Source organism: Paenibacillus yonginensis, from assembly GCF_001685395.1.
In the GTDB taxonomy this organism is placed as follows: Bacteria; Bacillota; Bacilli; order Paenibacillales; family Paenibacillaceae; genus Fontibacillus; species Fontibacillus yonginensis.
Genome location: NZ_CP014167.1, coordinates 3887331 through 3906701, shown reverse-complemented (window position 1 = coordinate 3906701; position 19371 = coordinate 3887331). Strand labels below are relative to the sequence as shown.

General features: G+C 55.3%; 18 protein-coding genes and 1 riboswitch. Of the genes, 11 read left to right on the top strand and 7 right to left on the bottom strand.

Features of this window, described 5'->3' with window-relative positions; genetic code table 11:
• The first annotated feature begins 85 nt into the window (after positions 1-85).
• Positions 86-1312 carry an MFS transporter gene (locus tag AWM70_RS17780; RefSeq protein ID WP_068698630.1) on the top strand — a complete coding sequence of 409 codons (1227 nt, stop codon included), beginning with the start codon at positions 86-88 and terminating at the stop codon, positions 1310-1312.
• A gap of 209 nt (positions 1313-1521) precedes the next feature.
• Here AWM70_RS17780 and AWM70_RS17775 read toward each other — a convergent pair whose 3' ends face one another.
• Together AWM70_RS17775 and fabF are read right to left on the bottom strand one after the other, a co-directional pair.
• Positions 1522-2052 carry a cysteine hydrolase family protein gene (locus AWM70_RS17775; RefSeq protein WP_068698628.1) on the bottom strand — a complete coding sequence of 177 codons (531 nt, stop codon included), beginning with the start codon at positions 2050-2052 and terminating at the stop codon, positions 1522-1524.
• Between the two features lie 96 nt (positions 2053-2148).
• Positions 2149-3387 (bottom strand): beta-ketoacyl-ACP synthase II, encoded by a 1239-nt coding sequence (gene fabF, locus AWM70_RS17770; protein WP_068698627.1) that lies wholly within the window; start codon positions 3385-3387, stop codon positions 2149-2151.
• A 203-nt stretch (positions 3388-3590) separates the two neighbouring features.
• Here fabF and AWM70_RS17765 point away from each other — a divergent pair, with 203 nt between their 5' ends.
• The 3 genes from AWM70_RS17765 (at position 3591) to AWM70_RS17755 (ending at position 5421) form a co-directional block, all read left to right on the top strand.
• Positions 3591-4433: a helix-turn-helix transcriptional regulator gene (locus tag AWM70_RS17765; RefSeq protein WP_068700821.1), complete on the top strand. Its 843-nt coding sequence runs from the start codon at positions 3591-3593 to the stop codon at positions 4431-4433.
• A 92-nt stretch (positions 4434-4525) separates the two neighbouring features.
• A riboswitch (Fluoride riboswitch) is annotated at positions 4526-4586 on the top strand.
• A gap of 72 nt (positions 4587-4658) precedes the next feature.
• The gene (gene crcB, locus AWM70_RS17760; protein WP_068698625.1) at positions 4659-5057 is read left to right on the top strand and encodes a fluoride efflux transporter CrcB; all 399 of its coding nucleotides are present in this window, start codon (positions 4659-4661) and stop codon (positions 5055-5057) included.
• Between the two features lies 1 nt (position 5058).
• On the top strand, positions 5059-5421 hold the full coding sequence (locus AWM70_RS17755) for a fluoride efflux transporter FluC (RefSeq protein ID WP_068698623.1): 363 nt from the start codon (positions 5059-5061) through the stop codon (positions 5419-5421).
• Between the two features lie 131 nt (positions 5422-5552).
• Here AWM70_RS17755 and AWM70_RS17750 read toward each other — a convergent pair whose 3' ends face one another.
• From AWM70_RS17750 to AWM70_RS17735, 4 genes are read right to left on the bottom strand one after another with little or no spacing between them, the layout of a single operon-like run.
• Positions 5553-8756, bottom strand: a complete 3204-nt coding sequence (locus tag AWM70_RS17750) for a DEAD/DEAH box helicase (protein WP_068698621.1) — start codon at positions 8754-8756, stop codon at positions 5553-5555.
• The gene (locus tag AWM70_RS17745; protein ID WP_068700819.1) at positions 8753-10513 is read right to left on the bottom strand and encodes an SWIM zinc finger family protein; all 1761 of its coding nucleotides are present in this window, start codon (positions 10511-10513) and stop codon (positions 8753-8755) included. Before AWM70_RS17745 ends, AWM70_RS17750 begins: the two co-directional genes overlap by 4 nt.
• Positions 10514-10537: 24 nt before the next feature.
• Positions 10538-10891, bottom strand: a complete 354-nt coding sequence (locus AWM70_RS17740; protein WP_206093376.1) for an MGMT family protein — start codon at positions 10889-10891, stop codon at positions 10538-10540.
• Between the two features lie 13 nt (positions 10892-10904).
• On the bottom strand, positions 10905-11711 hold the full coding sequence (locus AWM70_RS17735; protein WP_068698619.1) for an AraC family transcriptional regulator: 807 nt from the start codon (positions 11709-11711) through the stop codon (positions 10905-10907).
• A 122-nt stretch (positions 11712-11833) separates the two neighbouring features.
• Here AWM70_RS17735 and AWM70_RS17730 point away from each other — a divergent pair, with 122 nt between their 5' ends.
• The gene (locus tag AWM70_RS17730; protein ID WP_068698617.1) at positions 11834-12283 is read left to right on the top strand and encodes an SRPBCC family protein; all 450 of its coding nucleotides are present in this window, start codon (positions 11834-11836) and stop codon (positions 12281-12283) included.
• A 75-nt stretch (positions 12284-12358) separates the two neighbouring features.
• Here AWM70_RS17730 and AWM70_RS23535 read toward each other — a convergent pair whose 3' ends face one another.
• Entirely contained in the window at positions 12359-12526 is a 168-nt protein-coding gene (locus AWM70_RS23535) for a hypothetical protein (protein WP_169823468.1), read from the bottom strand.
• 13 nt (positions 12527-12539) lie between these two features.
• On the opposite strand from AWM70_RS23535, the gene AWM70_RS17725 reads away from it, so the two are divergent.
• From AWM70_RS17725 to AWM70_RS17700, 6 genes are all read left to right on the top strand, one after another.
• The gene (locus AWM70_RS17725; protein ID WP_068698615.1) at positions 12540-12755 is read left to right on the top strand and encodes a hypothetical protein; all 216 of its coding nucleotides are present in this window, start codon (positions 12540-12542) and stop codon (positions 12753-12755) included.
• A gap of 104 nt (positions 12756-12859) precedes the next feature.
• Complete coding sequence (locus AWM70_RS17720; RefSeq protein ID WP_068698613.1) at positions 12860-13534, top strand: response regulator transcription factor; 675 nt, start codon at positions 12860-12862, stop codon at positions 13532-13534.
• A complete protein-coding gene (locus tag AWM70_RS17715; protein ID WP_237167750.1) occupies positions 13531-14913 on the top strand; it encodes an ATP-binding protein in 1383 nt (460 codons plus the stop codon). Before AWM70_RS17720 ends, AWM70_RS17715 begins: the two co-directional genes overlap by 4 nt.
• Before the next feature lie 109 nt (positions 14914-15022).
• On the top strand, positions 15023-15475 hold the full coding sequence (locus AWM70_RS17710; protein WP_083180394.1) for a MarR family winged helix-turn-helix transcriptional regulator: 453 nt from the start codon (positions 15023-15025) through the stop codon (positions 15473-15475).
• 159 nt (positions 15476-15634) lie between these two features.
• Positions 15635-17455, top strand: coding sequence for an ABC transporter ATP-binding protein (locus AWM70_RS17705; protein ID WP_068698611.1), 1821 nt, complete (start codon positions 15635-15637; stop codon positions 17453-17455).
• On the top strand, positions 17452-19350 hold the full coding sequence (locus AWM70_RS17700) for an ABC transporter ATP-binding protein (RefSeq protein ID WP_068698609.1): 1899 nt from the start codon (positions 17452-17454) through the stop codon (positions 19348-19350). The genes AWM70_RS17705 and AWM70_RS17700 overlap by 4 nt, the downstream gene beginning before the upstream one ends.
• Positions 19351-19371 lie beyond the last annotated feature (21 nt).

Below are 19371 nucleotides of genomic sequence, written 5' to 3'. Positions count from 1 at the left end.
AATCCTAGGATTCCCCGTCTCTTATTATGGTGTATGTCCTATTATACACTGGATTCAGCCGTAATTTTGAGAGGGGTGTTTTATTATGGGAACTGTAGAAGCTGGACGTGCCAGCGAAACTCGTTTTCCCGCATTTTTGCAGTGGGTGCTCACTTTGGTTTGTGCCCTGGCTGTAGCGAACTTATATTACGATCAGGTTCTGCTTTCTGATATCGCCAATTATTTTCATACTTCTGTAGGCAAAGTAGGACTGCTGTTTACTTTTATTCAGGTAGGCTACACAGCGGGGCTGCTGTTTTTGGTCCCGCTTGGAGACCGTTTCAACAGACGGAAGCTGGTGCTCGCCAGCTTGATGTTATCCGCATTCTGGCTCATAGCCATGGCGCTCGCTCCTGATTTTCCTTTGCTCCTGCTGGCAGGTCTTGGTCTTGGAATAAGCACTGTTGCCGCACAGCTGATCATTCCATTTGTATCCTCCAACATGCAGGGAGGGAACAAAGGAGCGCTTACCGGCAGATTGCTGACCGGGGTTTTTCTGGGGGTGCTGCTCGGGCGGGTTGCCGGGGGATGGGTAGGCCAGATCTACGGGTGGCGTGCCGTGCATTTTGCCGTAGGGGCCATATTGCTGCTGGTCGCCGCATATTTGTTTTTTAAGCTGCCTGAAGACCTGGCATCTAAGCAAGTCTCCTACAAAAAAATCGTGTTGTCGCTCTGGCCGCTGCTGCGAAAAGAGCCCTTGCTCAGGGAAACGATTTTGTTCGGAGCTGCGGCGTTTGCGGCGTTCAATATGTTTTGGGTACCGTTATCATTTATATTGGCCGGAGCGCCCTACCATTTGGGCAATGGAATAACGGGTTCGTTTGGCCTCATCGGGATCGCCGGGGCTTTGACGGCAGGATTTGCCGGACGACTGGCAGACGGAAGCCATGCACGCGAGTGGAATATCGCAGCTTTGCTTACGATGGCTTTTTCGTTCCTGCTGCTGGGATTCGTCTGGCATATCTTCCTAGGGCTTGTGATCGTGACGTTTGTGCTTGACATCGGCTCAAGAATGAATATGACCCTAAACCAGGGGCGTTTGAATCACTTGCCTGGTACTGCACACAGCCGCATAAATTCGCTTTATATGGTGGGGTATTATCTTGGCGGTTCTTTCGGTTCCTGGATGGGAAACATTGCGTATCAGTCGGGACATATAAAGGGAATGGTCATGGGAGGATGTCTGTTTCTAAGCTTGCCTATTATCTATTATTTCTGGGTGGGCAACAAGGGAGTCATTCTTAAGCTGCTGGGAACAAAAACGGGGCGCTGATGGATAAAGTATGGATGAAGCATTTGTATGAACACATTGGCGACTACACCTGATTTCATCCATTTCCATAATCCTTCACAACGTTAAACCTGGGGTTGTACGGAGACAAGACAAAAGAACCGCAACTCATCTGCTTTCCAGAAATGGTTGCGGTTCTTTTGTGTGATGAATACGAGCATGGCCCAGCATTATCACAATCTTGCCCAGCGCTACAGCTCGATCTCCGTCAGCGGTTTGATAGCCACCAGACCTTCCCAGGATCGCTCATGGTCTTCGATGATCCGGGTGGCGGACGGCACGGAATTTACGACTGTGCTGTGCCCCTCTTTTAACAAAATATTATTCTTGTATCCGAGGGCATGGGCCCGGCGGACCGTAGCGTTGATGCAGAAATCGGTCTGAGCCCCGGCCAGGATCAGCTGATCAATTCCCCGTTCCCGAAGATAAGCGGCCAAGTCCGTTTCATGAAAAGAATCCGGCGTAGATTTGCGGATAACAGGATCGCTGTCCAGCCGGTTGAGTCCGTGGTGAAGCTGCCAGTCCGGCGTGTCTACAAGAAACTCATCGTCGGCATTCTCATATTCCGTGTGCTGAATGAACACGACAGGCACGTCTTGGCTGCGGGCTTGTTCGATCAAAGCGTTAATATTGCGGACCAGCTGTTCTTTCTCGTGGAGCAGACAAGACGGATTCTCGAAAAAAGCTTCCTGCACGTCGATCACGATTACGGCTTTATTCACAAGGACACAGCCCCCTTCAAAAATGTCATGCAGCCTTAACCCAGGCGGGAACAATCTGCACATATGTTCCCATTCTACATGAATTGTCAGGAGAAATTAACCCTCATATTTGCGGATAATAATCACCGCGTTATGACCGCCGAAGCCGAACGAATTGGACATGCCGATCGTGAGATCGGCCTTGCGGGCCGTGTTCGGCACATAGTCCAGGTCGCACTCCGGATCGGCCTGCACCAGGTTGACGGTCGGCGGAATGACGCCGTCCTGCAGCGTTTTGACCAGGGCGACGGCTTCGGCGCCGCCGGCGGCGCCGAACATGTGCCCGGTCATCGATTTGTTGGCCGTGACGGGAACGCGGTGCGCGTGTTCCCCGAACACGGCTTTGATCGCGGCCGTCTCGGAACGGTCGCCGATCGGGGTGCTCGTCGCGTGCGCGCTGATGACGTCGATCTGCTCCGGCAGCAGATCCGCGTCCTTAAGCGCAAGCTTCATGGCGCGGGCCGCCCCGTTGCCGTCGGCAGGCGTTGCGACCATGTGGTAGGCATCCGAGGAGGCGCCGTAGCCGATGATCTCGCCGTATATGCGCGCACCGCGGCTCAGAGCGTGGGACAGCGACTCCAGGACGAGGATGCCTGAGCCTTCGCCCATGACAAACCCGTCGCGGGTGGCGTCGAACGGGCGGCTTGCTCCCTGCGGGTTGTCATTGCTTTTGGATAAGGCGGTCGAGTTGTTGAAGCTCGACAGGGAGACTGGATTGATCGCCGCTTCGGCTCCTCCCGCAATGATGATATCGGACCGGCCGGCCTGGATGTTGAAATAAGCTTCGCCGATCGACGTATTGCCTATGGAGCAGGCGGTTACAGGGGCCAGGGTTGAGCCCAGGGCCTTGAAATGAATGCTGATCATGGCGGCTGCCATATTGGCGATCATCATCGGCACCAGCGTTGGGCTGATCCGCTCTGGTCCGCGGGACAACAGCACCTTGTGCTGGTCAAGCAGCGACTCGATCCCGCCGATGCCGGAGCCGACATAGACGCCCATCCGTTCATGGTCGATCGCCTCGAGGTCCAGACCCGAATCTTCTACGGCCTGTATAGCGGCTGCCAAAGCGAATTGGCAGAAGCGGTCCATGCGGCGCGCTTCCTTGACGCCAAACAGCGCCTTTGGATCAAAGTCGTGCACGACGCCGGCTATTTTCACCTTGTAACCGGTGGTATCAAAAGAATCTATATAAGAGATGCCGGATTTCCCCTGCTGCATGTTGGACCAGAATTCCTCCACGCTGTTGCCAAGCGGGGAAACGATGCCCAGGCCTGTTACAACTACTCTTTCCATGGATTTCACTCTCCTGTTTTCGAAAAAATATATGACCAGGTACTAAATCTATCTTGTCACTAAAATAATCCTATTACAAGTTGTGGTTTATCCTAGTATAATAAGCACCATAATAACTATAATAAGCCTAATTTCTGGATTTGAAGGACGGAAGCTTGGGCTTCCTGTTCGGTTACTACAACAAATTGAAGGTGGCAAAAAAGATGTCTACCCAAGTGCGTTTACAGGCCTTATCCGCTTTTCTGAAGGCTCAGCGAGCCAAAATTTCGCCGGAGGAGGTAGGGCTGCCTGCCGGTACCCGCCGCAGAACTCCGGGACTTCGCCGGGAGGAGGTTGCCCATCTGGCCGGCGTCAGCACCACCTGGTATACCTGGCTGGAGCAGGGGCGTGACATCCAGGTGTCGGCTTCCGTGCTGGACAATGTGGCCAGCGCTTTAAAACTGACGGCGGATGAACGCAAATACTTATTTTCGCTGGCTTTTGAAGCCGGCAAAGGCAGCAGCCTCCCGGTCCGGGAAACGGCCCAAATTAGTCCTTCCCTGCAGAAGATCATCCGTGACCTGCGCAGCTGTCCCGTGATCATCTCTGATCCCCGCTGCCATATTGTCGGCTGGAATGAGGCGGCATCGCATATCTTTCTCAACTTCGACGAAATTCCGCCGGAGGAGCGCAATTTGATCTGGCTTCTGTTCACCCGCCGCGAATTCCAGCGCCTGGCCGTGAACTGGGAACAGTTCGCCTCCGATTACCTGTCCATGTTCCGCTCTTATTACGGACAGTATGTCGATGACGGCTGGTATGATCTGTTCCTGGAAGAGATGAAGCAGCAGCATCCGGATTTCAACCGGCTGTGGGAACAAAGCAAGGTAAGCTCGGCGCCCGATGTGCTGCTGGAATTTCGGCACGCCAAAGCCGGCAAAATGATGTTTCAGCTCACCTCGCTCCAGGTGCAGGGCGACGATGATCTTCGCTGCAGCGTCTATACCCCTGCCCAGCATACCAATACGGAAGCCAAGCTGATGAAGCTGATGAGCAGAGGGCTGTAAATGGGGACCGGGAATACGGTACAGCCTTTCTGTTCCCAAAATTCTGTTGACCCGGATTCCATAGCCGTCTAAAATAACGGTAGACTGCTACCAACACGATAGGCGATGGAGTTCGCCATAACCGCCCTTTGGGCTGATGACTCCTACCAGTTTATTTGTGCTGGTAGGAGTCTATTTTTTTGGAGAAAATAGAGATCAGGAAAAGGTAAGAGGTGAGGAGAAGCCATGATTTATTTATGGGTTGGATTAAGCGGAATTTTGGGTGCGCTGCTTCGTTATGAAATGGGGCGGTGGATCGTCCTGCCGGGAGTAGGCCTGTTCCCGTTCGGGACGTTGATCGTGAACCTGACGGGCTGTCTGGTGCTGGCTTTGTTCTACACGGCGGCAACAACCCGCTTTAAAGTAAGTCCACCCTTCAGGGTAGCCTTCGGGACTGGGTTTATCGGCTCCTATACGACGTTTTCCACGTTCTGCAAAGAAGGAATCATGCTGATGAAGGATGGCCATGCGGGCACGGCTTTGGCTTACATCCTGATCAGTCTGGTTGGCGGATATGTCTGCGCTTGGCTGGGCGTACGGCTCGGCAGCTTTAAGTCCGTCCAAACCGCAGGGGAGGGGCATTAGGATGGCGGATTGGATTTGGGTAGGCATCGGCGGGTTTGCCGGGGCTGTCTGCCGTTACGGCTCAGTGACTTATCTGGGAAAAAGATTCCCGTCCCTCATCATGCCCATAGGCACGCTATTTGTTAATCTGCTCGGCGCGTTCCTGCTGGGGCTGCTGACCGGGCTGGATGCAAACGTCCAGATGATCCTGCTGCTCGGCACGGGATTTATGGGCGCGTTCACTACGTTCTCTACGTTTCAGTATGAGCTGGTCCAGTTCAGCAAGCAGAAGCGCTTTGGCGCTGCAGGACAATATTTGCTGCTCAGCGTCGTGCTGGGGCTGGTGCTGGCTTATGCGGGTTTTGAGCTGGGAAAAGGGTTGTAGCCTTTGCCTGTAACAAAGAAATAGACCGTCCCCACACAAGGGCACGGTCTATTTTTGATCATTCTGTAAGTCGATTGATTGCTCTTACACGCTTATCTGTTTATACGCTTGTAATCCCCTAAAACGGATCGTTAACCGCCCCAATCCCTCCGCAGTGTAATCAGCTCGCGCAGATCCTCGGTGGACAGCTCGGTGATCCAGCCTTCGGTACTGGAGATCACATTGTCGCTGAGCTGCTGCTTGTTCTCCAGCATTTCGTCGATCCGTTCTTCCAGAGTGCCCAGACAAATAAATTTGTGCACCTGCACGTCTTTGGTTTGCCCCATCCGGTAAGCCCGGTCTGTCGCCTGGTTCTCCACCGCCGGATTCCACCAGCGGTCGAAGTGGAAGACATGGTTGGCCGCCGTCAGGTTCAAGCCTACTCCGCCTGCCTTCAGGGACAGAATAAACACGGCCGGAGATTTTGCGGCAGAAGCGGCAGCCGCAGCTTCAGCTGCCTTTTCATCCGCCGTCGCTTGGGTTTGATCCGCAGCCGCTGTCCGGGTTCCGCTGTCCGTAGCTTTCTCTGCCGCCGGTGCGGCTGTTCCTGTCTGGAACTGCTCGACCATCCGGTCGCGGACCGTTTTGGAGGTGCTGCCGTTCAGATACAGCACCGGCTCCTGCAGCTCATGCTCAAGCACGGTCTTCAGCATGTTGCCCATGCCGATGTATTGGGTGAAGATCAGACAGCGCTCGCCTTCCTCACGCAGCTCCTTCACCATCGCGAGCAGCCGCTCCAGCTTGGAGGAGCGCTCGACCAGCGCAGCGATGTCCGCATCCTCCACCGGTTCCCCGGCCATGCCCGGATACGGTTCTCCGCTGGACAACAGCGGGTGGTCGCACAGCTGCTTCAGCTGGGTCAAGGCGGACAGAATCGCGCCTTTGCGCTGGATGCCTTTGAGGCTTCCCATCTGTTTCATCAGCTGATTGACGGCCTGATCGTACAAGGCGCCCTGCTCGGCGGTCAGATGGACGTAGGTTTTCATCTCGTTTTTCTCGGGCAGATCAAGCTGAATGGCCGGGTCCTTTTTCTTCCGGCGCAGCAGGAAGGGATGAACCAGCTTTTTGAGATCGGCTGTGCGGCGTTCGTCATGTTCTTTTTCGATCGGCGTAGCGAACCGATGCTGGAAGGATCTCGCCGACCCCAGATAACCAGGCGCGATAAAATCATAAATCGACCACAGCTCGGCCAAGCGATTCTCGATCGGCGTACCGGTCAAAGCAATGCGGTGTTTGGCCGGGAAGCTGCGGACGGCAGTAGACTGTTTCGTCTGGGCGTTCTTGATATTCTGCGCTTCGTCGAGACAAATCGACTCCCAGGTCACCGTCTGCAGCAGCTCCTGATCAAGCGCTGCCGTGGCGTAGGAGGTCAGGACCACATCCGCCTGCAGCGTGTCCGCTTCAAAGGCTTCTCCGCTCTGCCGGCTGCTGCCGTAATGGAGCTTGACCGACAAGGAAGGCGCGAACCGCTGCAGCTCCTTCTGCCAGTTGCCGAGCACGGACGTCGGGCAGATGACGAGCGCCGGAGTATGGCGGCGGATTCGGGCGGCTCTGGCCGCAGATCCGGTCACCGTCTGCCGCTCTGCCGCAGCAGCTTCGCCCGTCCGGCTCTCCTTCACAAACAGCAGATAAGCGATCAGCTGCACCGTTTTCCCGAGGCCCATGTCATCGGCGAGAATACCGCCCAGGCCATAGCGGCGCAGGAAAGCAAGCCAGGCAAATCCCTCGTGCTGATAAGTGCGCAGCGTGGCCTGAAGGGCGTCCGGCACCGGCTCCAGCGGCCAGTCCTCTTTGCGGTTCAATTGGCTGAACAGGTGGGCAAGCTGCCCGTTTAATTCCACTTCGATCCGGACGCGGGCCTCGTCTTCCTCTTCCTCGGGCGCGTCTTCCGTGCCGCCTTGATCTTCTTCACCCTTGCTGTCTTGGATAGCCTGCAGGCGTTCCTGCTTCCGCTGCTCCAGCAAATGCAGTTGAAGCACATCCTGGAAGGATAGGCCCTGCTCCGGATCGATACTCTCCATCGCCCGGCGGATTTGGGTCAGGAAGGCGGGGTCCAGCGCCAGCCACTGCCCACGAAAGCGGACTAGCCGTTCATTCATGGCGATCAGCTCATGGAATTCGCTTTCGCTTAAATCGGCGTCGCCGATGGCGATCCGCCAGTCGAAATCGACCAGCGAATCGAAGCCGAAATAAGAAGGGCCTCGCGCTGCTTGCTCCTCTTCAGACACCGCGCGAACCTTGGCGCGCAGCCGCGGCTTGCGGCGGCTGGCGGATTCCCACCAGGCCGGCAGCAGCACAAGCCAGCCGGCCCGCAGCAGCAGCTCGCTGTCCTGGCGCAGGAACTGCCAGGCAGCGTCGTTGTCCAGCGCGCGTCCAAGCACGTCCGGGCCGTCCATCAGACGGCCGGGCGGCATTCCCGCGCGCAGCCGGTCCAGCCAGCCGGCGCTGCGCTCGCGGACATGGGCCGTCCATTCGGCCGGCCAGCTTCCCGCGGCTTCGCCGCTGTCTGCAAGCTGCACAGGATAAAGCGACGAGGCGTCGAGTTTATCCTGCAGTTGAAGCCGGAGCCGCCACCGGGGCTCCGCTTCCTCCGGTTCGAGCAGCTGAAGAACCGGCCTAAACGGCGCTGTATCGGCCCTCCAGCCGATCGCGACCAGCCAAGCCTGTTCATTCATGCCCGCGAACCGGGCGGCGCCGCGCTCGAACAGCCGCGGGAATTCGCTGCGCAGATCGGCCGCCTCTTCTTCGGAGTTGTAATAACGCTGGAACACCGAAGCCGAGAAGGCGGCCCGCAGCCCTTCCCGCAGCTCGCTGTCCTCTGCAGCCGCCTCAAGCGCCTCGCGAACATCGCTTGTCCGGGCGCCCGGCGGCAAATGTTCCGCTGCGCTCTCCCTTACAAAATCTTCATCCCATACCCACTGCAGCTTTCCCTGTCGGAAAGCCTCCAGGCTCGGATGGAATTTGCGCTGCCGGATGCAGGCGGCCAGGCCCGGGGCGAGCAGCTGCAGCGGGCGCGATTCTTCGTCCCAGGTCCATTCGACATGCTGCAGCATACCCGCCGAGTCGGCTATATAAGGGATAACCTGTTCGGCGGGCAGGACAATAATGTCGGCTCCGTCCGTCTGCTGGATCTCCAGCTCGGTGCCATAGAATGACTCTTCATGCCAGGCGAACAGCAGCTGTTTGAGATAAAGTCCCGGCTCGTAGCCATAAGCTTGTTTCTGTCCGAACAACAGCGCATCCCCATAGGGCGTCAGCCGGGCGTGAACTTGTATGCTTTGTAAATGCTTGCTCATGAAATCAGCTTTCCTTTCCGCAGCTCTTCCTGGAGGGCCCGCAGCCTGCTGTGACGCACGGCGAAAGCGGTGATAAACAGTTCCCACCGCTCAGACTGCTTCAGCTTGGCGTAGAGCTTGGCCAGCCGTTTGAGCAGCTTGACCGCCTTTTTATAGCTGTCCCTGTTCTTATGGGTGACATAACGCTCTACCGCCTGATGGTAGAAGGGCAGCAGCAGCCGCGGGTCGGCTTTCTCGATCATCTGCAGCTCCTTCACCTTGAAGTCGAGCGGTTCCGCGCCGGCCGACAGCTGATAATCCATCCATTCCCGAAAGCGGCCGTGCTCGAACAGCTTGCGTTCATAGAAACGCTGGGCTGCAGGGAGCAGCTCTTCCAGAATGCGCCACATCAAGGTTCCGGCAGACGGATCAAGTGCGGCAGCCGCCTCCCAGTATCCAAAATAAGATTCAAGCTGGCTGGTTCTGCTGTTCTTCAGCAGGGGAACAAGCCGCATCAGCCAGGAGGTCAGCCTTGCACCGCTTCCGCTCTGTTGCACGATGTCCAGCAGGGCGGACTGATCCTCCTGACGAAGTCCGGAAGGCGGGGAAGAGGCCGTCCGCAGCCGTTCCCAGGCCAACTCGTCTTCGCCAAGCAGCGCCAGGAGCCAGGCCCTGGAGACGCCAAGCGCATAGGGCTGGACGACTCGGGGCGGCAGCTGGGCCGCGGCGCCACCGCTTTTAACCGAAGCCTGACCAGCGGCTTCCCCGGCATCCAGCTTGGCCAGTTCTTCCCGCAGCCGCTCCGTTCCAGGGAAGAAGGGCATCAGCCATTGCTTCCAATAACGATAATAATAGTGAGAGAAATAATAACGTTCCCGCGGCTCGGCCAGCATCTCGCGGCGGAGCCAGTCCAAGGTTTGAAGCAGCAGGGGCTGCAGCTTTTCCTGTTCTTCCCCTGTTATACCGGACGGGACATCCTCCAGGGACAGGAGGACGGCTTTGTCCATCTCCCCTACGGCCAGATGGGTGAAATAGCCGAGGTGGGAGCTGTAGGCTGCCGCCGCCCCGGGGATTTTGACCGGCTGGAGCAGGGAACGCTGCACAAACAGATGGGCGTGCAGTCCATATAGCTGCTCGGCACCTCGGGAGAGCTTCCGCTTCGCTTGGAGAATCCGTTCCAGCGCTTGATCCGCATAAGTGGAGTTGCGGACCTCCCGGTCAAGTGGGGCCGTAACCTGCTGAAAGAGGGCATGCCATCCGGCAATGCCGCTGTCCATGGCGTCCCTGTTCGTTGTCCTGTCTGCAGGAGCCGCAGGCCCGGCACTGCTCGTCCGTTCCTGACTCATGGAGGGACCTTCTGCCCGTCTTTCCTCCGCAAACAGCCCTCTTCGGATCAGCGGAGGGGCCGGTTTAACGGAAGGCAGAGTGGAGGCCAACATTTGTTTGGCTTTGGCATTCGCCAGACTGTTCACCGACCGCCCCTGGGTTTCGGCCAGCTTCATCAGCGCGGCAGCGATATGCTTGCAGGGCACATCGACCGGGCAGGTGCAGCTTGCCAGGGACAAGGTGTCGAGCGGGATCTTGACCTTGTAAGGATCGGCAGCGCTCCCCTTGACCGACGCTTCCACCAGCTCCGGTTCGGGCATTTCCAGCCGCTCAACCCTTCCCTGCTTGAAATAAAGAAAGCCCCGGCTCAGCGTGACTTCGTCAAATTGACTGCCTGTATATTGAACCAGCCTGTTCCATTCGGCATCCCGGATCAGGCCGTCTGGTTTCATCGTCACGATAGGTTCTCCCTTTTCCTACTCAGTGGTATCTTCAGAATTAGTATAACATTTCAGAAACGTTTGTTCCCCATCAGCTCGAAAAATCTCCAGATTAATCCGCTCTCCCAATCCGAACTCCACGCCTTCCTGCTCTAGCATCATCCGCTGCATAAAACGGGACTCCTCATCCTGAAGTCCAATTTCGCCCTTTGCATTCACTACCCGGTGCCAGGGGAGCTGGTGCTTGCGGCTGGAGGAATGCAGAATCCGCACAACCTGTCTTGCGGCGCGGGGGCTTCCCGCCAGGGCGGCGATTTGGCCGTAAGTCATAACCCGTCCTTCGGGAATCTGCTTAATGATTGAAATCACTTGCTGTGTAAAAGGCAACATGATACCGCCCCTTCTATATTTTCAACCGGATGTACTGCTCCGGAGTAAGGCCGATAACGGCTTTGAAATCTTTAATAAAATGAGCCTGATCATGATAGCCCAGCTCCATCGAAAAGTCGGTCAGGCTGCTGCTTTGACCTTTGTCCATGGCCTCTGCGGCGTTCTGCAGGCGGTACAGCCGGATAACCGTCTTGGGGCTGAGTCCGACATACTGTCCGAAAGACCGCTGCAGAGTCCGGATATTGCAGTCAAATACTGTGCACAGCTGCTCAACCCGGGATAATTCCTTATGCTCGGCAATATAAGATACAATATCGCGGATAAAGGAAACCTGCGGGTCCTCGGCAGGCAGCACGTTCATAAACAGCCGGTCCGCAATCTGAGCCTTATCTTCATCCGAAATCTCCGGGCTAAGCAGCTGCTGCTCAAGGTCGGCTCCGGCCAAACCCAGAATAGGGGAGGAGGGCAGCGGCATTCCCTGCAATCCGGATACGGAGTCGCGCAGAAACGGATAAAATCCGCCGGGATGGAATTTGACGCCGAACACCGCTCCCGAGCCGTCCAGCCGGTGGGCGTATTTTTGGGCAGAGGGCGCGTAGAAGAACGTATTTCCCCGCTCCACAACCAGATTGACGCACGGATTCGGAACCACTTCCTGATCGTAGGCAGCTTGTCCGTCTAAGTTCCATTGCGCTATCCAATAATGTTTGATGAAAGGGGTTAACGCGGAAGCTGGCTGCAAGCGGGCAAGCCGGAACTTTTCATTTGCCTGCGTATGACGAAGTATACCCATGGCTGGCTGGATGGGTTTTTGACTCATGTTATCGTCCTCCCGGAATTCGAGAAATAGGATCAGGTTTGTCGCCTTTTTACAAGACATGCCATCGGTTCAGCTAATAAAATCATATTAACACAATCCAAATTTCGGAAGGAGAGATTGACATGGAATTGAAATATGAGTTTTATATCGGAGCGGAGCCGGAGCAGGTGTGGCAGACGCTGGTTTCGCCGGAGGGCACGCGCAGCACCTTCTTCGGTTCTCTCTTGAAATCCGACTTAACACCAGGGGCTTCTTTCGAATATGTGGGTCCGGGGGCAGACGGCGATGAGACGGTGCATGTATATGGGGTCATTTTGGAGGCTGAGCCGGGCAAAGTGCTGAGCTACCGCGAGCATCCCGGACCGTCCTACCGCGAGAATCATGCCGAGCTGGAATCGAGGGTGACTTTCCGGATGGACAAAATCGGCGGCTGCACGAAGCTGACGCTGGTCAACGATGAGTGGACACCGGGACATCCGGCGTTGGAACATACGGAGGGCCACTGGTGGATGATTCTCAGCAACATCAAGACCTACACGGAAACCGAAAGAACGCTGGACTTTGGCTGGTAATCAGACAGGAAATAGAAGAACCCGATTCGCCGACAGGCGGATCGGGTTCTTTCGGGTACGCTCATCCGGAATGCTTCAGGCTGCCATGGTTGTCGCTACAGTCAGATGGGGAACGGAAGTAGAAGTGGAGGTTGTGCCCGAATAGTCGTGCAGCTCCAGGTTCACCGGCGCCGGCCAAAGAGCAGCGGCATCCCGGTCCTCGTAGATACATTTTTTGCCGTTGGAGTCAGCAAGATAGTACATTAAGGATGTCGAAATGGAGGAGGAGCTCGGCGTTTCCGAGGAGGTCCATCGCGCTTCCGGCCGGACGCCCGGTTTGTACAGCGCCGAGATGCCCGTCGGGAGCGCTTTGATTTTGCCGGGGCTGATCGCCGTCTCACTCTTCTCACCACTTAAGATTAAAGAAGCCTTCTCCGCTTATGCGTATGAGATATTATTACGTGCTCTGAAAGGAAATGGAGGCGGCTTCTGACGAGGTTTGTCTGTGCGGAACCAGATTGTTCATATTCGGTTCATTTAACTGTTTTACAATGGGGTTAATGGATGAGGAAACGAAGTTTGGAGAGGTGATAGGTAATGACCCGAATTCTTGTTGTCGATGACGATCCCTATATTCAAGAGCTGATCGGCCATGTGCTGGTGAAGGAAGGGTTTGAGGTTTCGACCGCCGCCAACGGTCTGGAGGCGCTAAGTCTGCTTCAGGAGCTGAAAGCCGATTTGGTTATTCTGGATGTCATGATGCCTGAAATGGACGGATGGGAGCTGTGCCGGGAGCTTGAAGCCCATTACGATATGCCGCTGCTGATGCTGACGGCTAAAGGAGATACCGCCCAGAAGGTCAAAGGTTTCGAGCTGGGTACGGACGATTATATGGTGAAGCCGTTTGAAGCGCCGGAGCTGATTGCCCGGGTCAAAGCGCTGCTCAAGCGCTACCGGATTGCGGCTTCTCAGCAAATTCAGCAGGGCGAGCTGCTGCTGGACCGGAAAACCTATGAATGCCGAGTCCGGGGAGAAGCGGTTGCACTGCCGCTGAAGGAGTTTGAGCTGCTTTTTATGCTGGCCAGCTATCCGGGCCGGACCCTGCTGCGCGACCAGATCGTCGAACAGATCTGGGGTTACGATTATGAAGGCGATGAGCGGACCGTGGATGTCCACATCAAACGACTGCGGGAGCGTTTCCCCGAAGACAGCCATTCGTTTCGGATAGCAACCGTGCGCGGTCTTGGCTACCGGTTCGAGGTGACGGGATGACAGACAAACGCACGGGAGCAGACGGAGACAAGCCGGACCGCAGAGGAGACCGGGGAGGCGTCCGGGGCATCGGGCCGTCCGCGGCCGATATCGAGCGCCGGATCAACCGCCAGAAAGAATATCTGGAGCGGCACCTGGAGCAAAGAAAACGTCAGGTGGAACGCGGGCAGGAGCATATCCGGCGCCATTTGGAGCATGCGCAGCGCCAGATCGAGCGGAAGCAGGGACAGCTGGAGATGCGGATGGAACGGAAACAGCGGCAGATGGACCTGCGGCAGCGGCAGGTTATGCAGCGGGGGCAAGAACGGGAGGAGAGCAGATTCCGTGAAATCATGGAGCGTCTGGTGGCTTTCATTGGGATCACTTTGCTGCTCAGCTTGTGCTGGGTCGGCGCTTTTTATGCGGCAGATTATGTATATAACTGGATCGGCCGGCATCCGCATCCTTTGGTCGGACAATTAATAACCTCGGGGCTCGGCATGTTGTTCTGGGGAACTGTGATTTCACTCATATCAAGAATCCCGAGAAAAAAGCAAAATGATTACTTTGAGCAAACCATTGAAGCCCTGCGCAAAATTTCGCGCGGGGATTTCCAAGTTGATTTGAGAAATCTGGGCTTTGGATTCCGTAATCACCCGTTTAACGTGCTTGCCGATAGCGTCAACGAAATGGCGATTAATTTGAAGAATACCGAGGAGATGCGCCAGGAATTTATCTCCAACGTATCGCACGAAATCCAGTCGCCGCTGACCTCGATTGCCGGGTTCGCCCGGATCTTAAAGCAGGAGGAACTGAGCCGGGAGCAGAGCCTTCACTATTTGGATATTATTGAACGGGAAAGCGTCCGTCTATCCAAGCTCAGCGACAATATGCTCCGGCTGGCGTCGCTTGATTCCAAACATGTAAAGCTTCAAACCGAACGGTTCCGGCTCGATAAACAGCTTCAGCAGCATTTGCTTTCTTGCGAACCGCAGTGGCTGGAGAAGAATCTGGAGGTGGACGCCGAGCTTGTGCCGGTAGAGCTGGAAGCCGATCAGATTCTGCTGAGCCAGGTATGGGTGAACCTGCTGCATAATGCCATCAAATTCACTCCGGCAGGAGGGACGATCAAGATTTCCCTTGCGGTCGAGCACGATCATGCTCTGGTCTCCGTACAAGATACGGGAATCGGCATCTCGGAGGAGGATCTTCTTCATATCTTTGAACGATTTTACAAGGTAGACCGGTCCAGAACCCGTACGGAAGGCGGAAACGGACTGGGATTGTCAATCCTGCATAAAATTGTGGAGCTTCACAAAGGAGAAGTTTCCGTGCATAGCCGGGTTGGAGAAGGGACCGAATTTATCGTCCGCCTGCCGCTGCAGCAGAAGTCTGCTTGACTTGGTCAATCATGCTGTCTATAATGATTTTCATAATAGTTTGTATGTACTAATTATTAAATGATTTAAAAATTAGGTGGTACACAATATCACACGGGAGGGATTGGGTTTGGACATCCAGGATCAGTCGGCGGTAGGCAGGCTGATGGAGGTGATGAGACAGCTGCGCAGAAGCCAGATTCACAAGGTTTCTTTTGAAGGCTATAACCCCAGCATGGTCAGAGTCTTGTTCCTGTTAGGGAGAAGAGGCAGTCCGCTTGCCGGGTTGACCGTTTCCGAGATCAGCAGCTTGATGGAGGTAACGCCGCCTACGGTCACCCCGCTCATCAAAACGCTTGAGGCCGATGGCCTTGTTCTGCGGATCAATGATCAGGAGGACCGGCGGGTGGTGCGGGTGCGGCTGACCGAGAAGGGACGGGCGCTTTACCAGCGGGCTAGGGAAATGAATTTTGCTTTTATGAAGCGGATCAGCGAGCATTTGGGCGAGGAGAAAACCGAACAGCTTGCGGATCTACTGGAGGAAGTCGTCGATTACATGAGAACCCGGACTCCTGAAGAATAGGCGACCCGGAGCTGAAAGACGAGCCGGAAAGGAATGCCTGAAGAAATTGCGGGAATTTGGCAGAGATTAAAGTTGGCAAGAGATCCGTTTTCTGGAACAACACTCCAGCAAGCCATAAACGTAGAAAGCATTTTATTAACAAGTGGAGATGATAGAGCAATGCTCAAGCTGTTCAGGCTCTTGAAGCCATACCGGATTCCCGTGATCATTACGCTCATATTGGTATTCATCCAGTCACTGGCGGAATTATACCTTCCAACCCTGATGGCCGATATCGTGGACAATGGGGTCGTTAAAGGGGATACGGCATACATTTGGCGTTTTGGATTCTATATGCTGCTGGTCGCGATGGGCAGTATGATTTGTTCCATTGCGGCCAGTTATTTTTCTTCCATGTCGGCAACCGGCTTTGGCAAGCTGCTGCGCGGACGGGTATTCAAGCACGTTACCAACTTTTCGCTTGAAGAATTTGACAAGATCGGTACGGCTTCGCTGATTACCCGGACCACCAACGATATCAACCAGGTCCAGCAGGTGCTGGTCATGATGCTCCGCATCATGGTCATGGCACCGATGATGGCGATTGGCGGCCTGATTATGGCGCTGTCCAAAGACCGGGAGCTGACGCTGATCTTTGTTGTGGTCATCCCGGTGATGGCGCTGGTGATTGCGGCGGTTGCCAGCAGAGGACTGCCTTTGTTCAAGGCGATCCAGAAGAAGATCGACAAGCTGAACCTGGTGCTCCGCGAAGCCTTGACGGGCATCCGGGTTATCCGTTCCTTCAACCGGATTGAATTCGAGAAGCAGAAGTTCGATGAGGCTAACCGTGATCTGACCGAAACCTCGATCAAGGTTAACAAGATTTTTGCGATTATGATGCCGGCAATGATGATTATTATGAATTTCACGCAAATCGCCATCGTCTGGTTCGGGGGTCACCGGATTGATGCTGATGAAATGCAGGTCGGCGATTTGATGGCCTTTATCCAATATGCGATGCAGATCATGTTCTCCATCCTGATGGTGACGATGATTTTCGTTATGATTCCCCGGGCCTCCGCCTCGGCGGAGCGCATTAATGAAGTCCTGAATGTCGAGCCTGCTATTAAGGACTGGACCGAGCAGGATGAACAGGCTGCCCGTGAAGCAGCTGCGGGTGCCGGGCAAGCAGATGCCGGAGACGAGTCTGGCGCAGATGTTTGGTCCGCTGACGAAATGGCTGAGACGAAGCCGCTTCGAGGTTATCTGGAGTTCCGGGATGTGACCTTCAGTTATCCGGGTGCCGAGCAGCCGGCCATTAAGGACGTCTCCTTTGCAGCCAAACCAGGAGAAATCACCGCGATTATCGGCGGTACGGGCGCGGGCAAATCGACTTTGGTCAGCCTGATTCCCCGGTTCTATGATGTGGACAGCGGGGAGATTTTGATTGATGGCGTGGATATTCGAAAAATGACTCAAGCCGAGCTGCGCAGCAAAATCGGCTTTGTGCCTCAGAAAGCGGTCCTCTTCACAGGTACGGTGGCGGACAACATCCGTTACGGCAAAGAAGAGGCAACGGATGAGGAAGTGCGGCATGCGGCGAAAATCGCCCAGGCGGACGAATTTATTTCCAAGATGGAAGAGGGCTATAACGCTCCGATTTCGCAAGGCGGCTCCAACGTCTCCGGCGGTCAGAAGCAGCGTTTGTCCATTGCCCGCGCGCTGGTGCGCAGAGCCGAGCTGCTGATCTTCGACGACAGCTTCTCCGCACTCGACTTTAAGACCGATGCCAAGCTCCGCGCCGCACTGAAGCAGGAAGCGTCCGACTCCACCATGCTGATCGTCGCTCAGCGGGTCAGCACGGTTATGGATGCTGACCGGATTATCGTACTGAATGAAAGCGAGGTAGCGGGAATCGGTACTCACCGCGAACTCATGGAAACCTGCGACGTATACCGCGAAATTGTCAGCTCCCAGCTGTCGGAGGAGGAGATCGCATGAGTCAGGCTAACGGAAACGGAAAATCGGCCGGAATGCCGCGCGGAGGGCGCGGACCGATGGGTCCTGGCGGAGGCGGCCGGGGAATGGGCATGCCCGTCCAGAAAGCAAAGGATTTTAAAGGCACGCTCCTGCGGCTGATGAAATATTTGAAACCCTACCGTTTCAAATTATCGATTGTTTTTATTACGGCTATCTTGAGTACGGTCTTCAGCATTTATGGTCCGAAAGTGCTCGGCCATGCGACGACCAAGCTTTTTGAAGGTCTGATAGGCAAGGCGCAGGGCGTTCCGGGGGCCCATATTGATTTTGAGGGCATCTGGCGTATCGTCCTGGAACTGGTCGGTTTGTACCTGTTAAGCGCCATCTTTAGTTACATCCAGCAGTATCTGATGGCAGGCGTTGCCCAGCGTACGGTATTCCAGCTGCGCCGGGACGTGAACGAGAAGCTGAACAAGCTTCCGCTGAAATATTTTGATTCCCGGACCAACGGGGAAATTTTGAGCCGTGTTACCAACGACGTGGACAATATCAGCACAACGCTGCAGCAAAGTTTGACGCAGCTGATCACATCCGTGGTTACGATCATTGGTGTATTGATTATGATGCTGACGATCAGCCCGTGGATGACCTTGATTGCTTTGGTTACGCTGCCGGTCAGCGTGCTGGCCATTACCCAGGTCGCCAAGCGTTCGCAGAAGCAGTTTGCCGAGCAGCAGAAGGAACTCGGGATGCTGAACGGCCATGTAGAGGAAATGTATACCGGTCACAAAATCGTTAAGGTCTTCGGCCGTGAACAGGAATCGTTGAATAAATTCGATGAAGTCAACGACCGTCTGTTCCATGCCGGGCGCAAAGCACAATTCCTGTCCGGCGTGATCATGCCGATCATGAACTTTATCGGCAACATCGGTTATGTGCTGATTTCAGTCGTGGGCGGCTTGTTCGTGACCAAAAACATGATCACGATCGGTGAGGTCCAGGCTTTTATCCAGTACATGCGTCAATTCACGCAGCCGATTACGCAAACCGCCAACATAGCCAACATCATTCAATCGACCGTAGCTTCGGCAGAACGTGTCTTTGAAGTGCTGGATGAAGAAGAAGAGGTGCCGGAGGTATCCGTTCCGAAGAAACTGGCATCGCCGCGGGGCGACGTGGCCTTCGAGCATGTCCAGTTTGGGTATGACGGCAAACCTACGCTGATTGAGGATATGAACATCGAAGCCAAGCAGGGACAGACGATTGCGATTGTCGGGCCGACTGGTGCCGGTAAAACAACGCTGATCAACCTGCTGATGCGTTTCTACGAGCTGCGGGGCGGCCGGATTACTGTCGACGGCATGGACATCAAAGACATGAAGCGTGGCGATCTGCACAAGCTCTTCGGCATGGTGCTGCAGGATACCTGGCTGTTTAACGGCACGATCCGGGATAATATCGCTTATGGCCGTGAAGGGGCTTCGGAGGCCGAGGTGGTGCGCGCAGCCAAAATGGCGCATGCAGACCACTTTATCCGCACGCTGCCGCACGGTTACGATACGGTGCTGAATGAAGAAGCATCCAACATCTCGCAGGGACAGAAGCAGCTGCTGACGATTGCCCGTGCCATTCTGGCCGATCCGGCGATTCTGATTCTTGATGAGGCGACAAGCAGTGTGGATACGCGGACCGAGGTTTATATTCAGAATGCTATGAATGAACTGATGAAGGGCCGGACCAGCTTTGTTATCGCTCACCGCTTGTCGACCATCAAAGGCGCCGATCTGATATTGGTCATGAATCAGGGTACGGTGATCGAGCAGGGCACACACGATGAACTGATGGCTCAGAACGGCTTCTATGCCGATTTGTACAACAGCCAGTTCAGCGACGATGCCGAGCCAAGTGCCGGTTGAATAACAGGATGAGGGGATGCT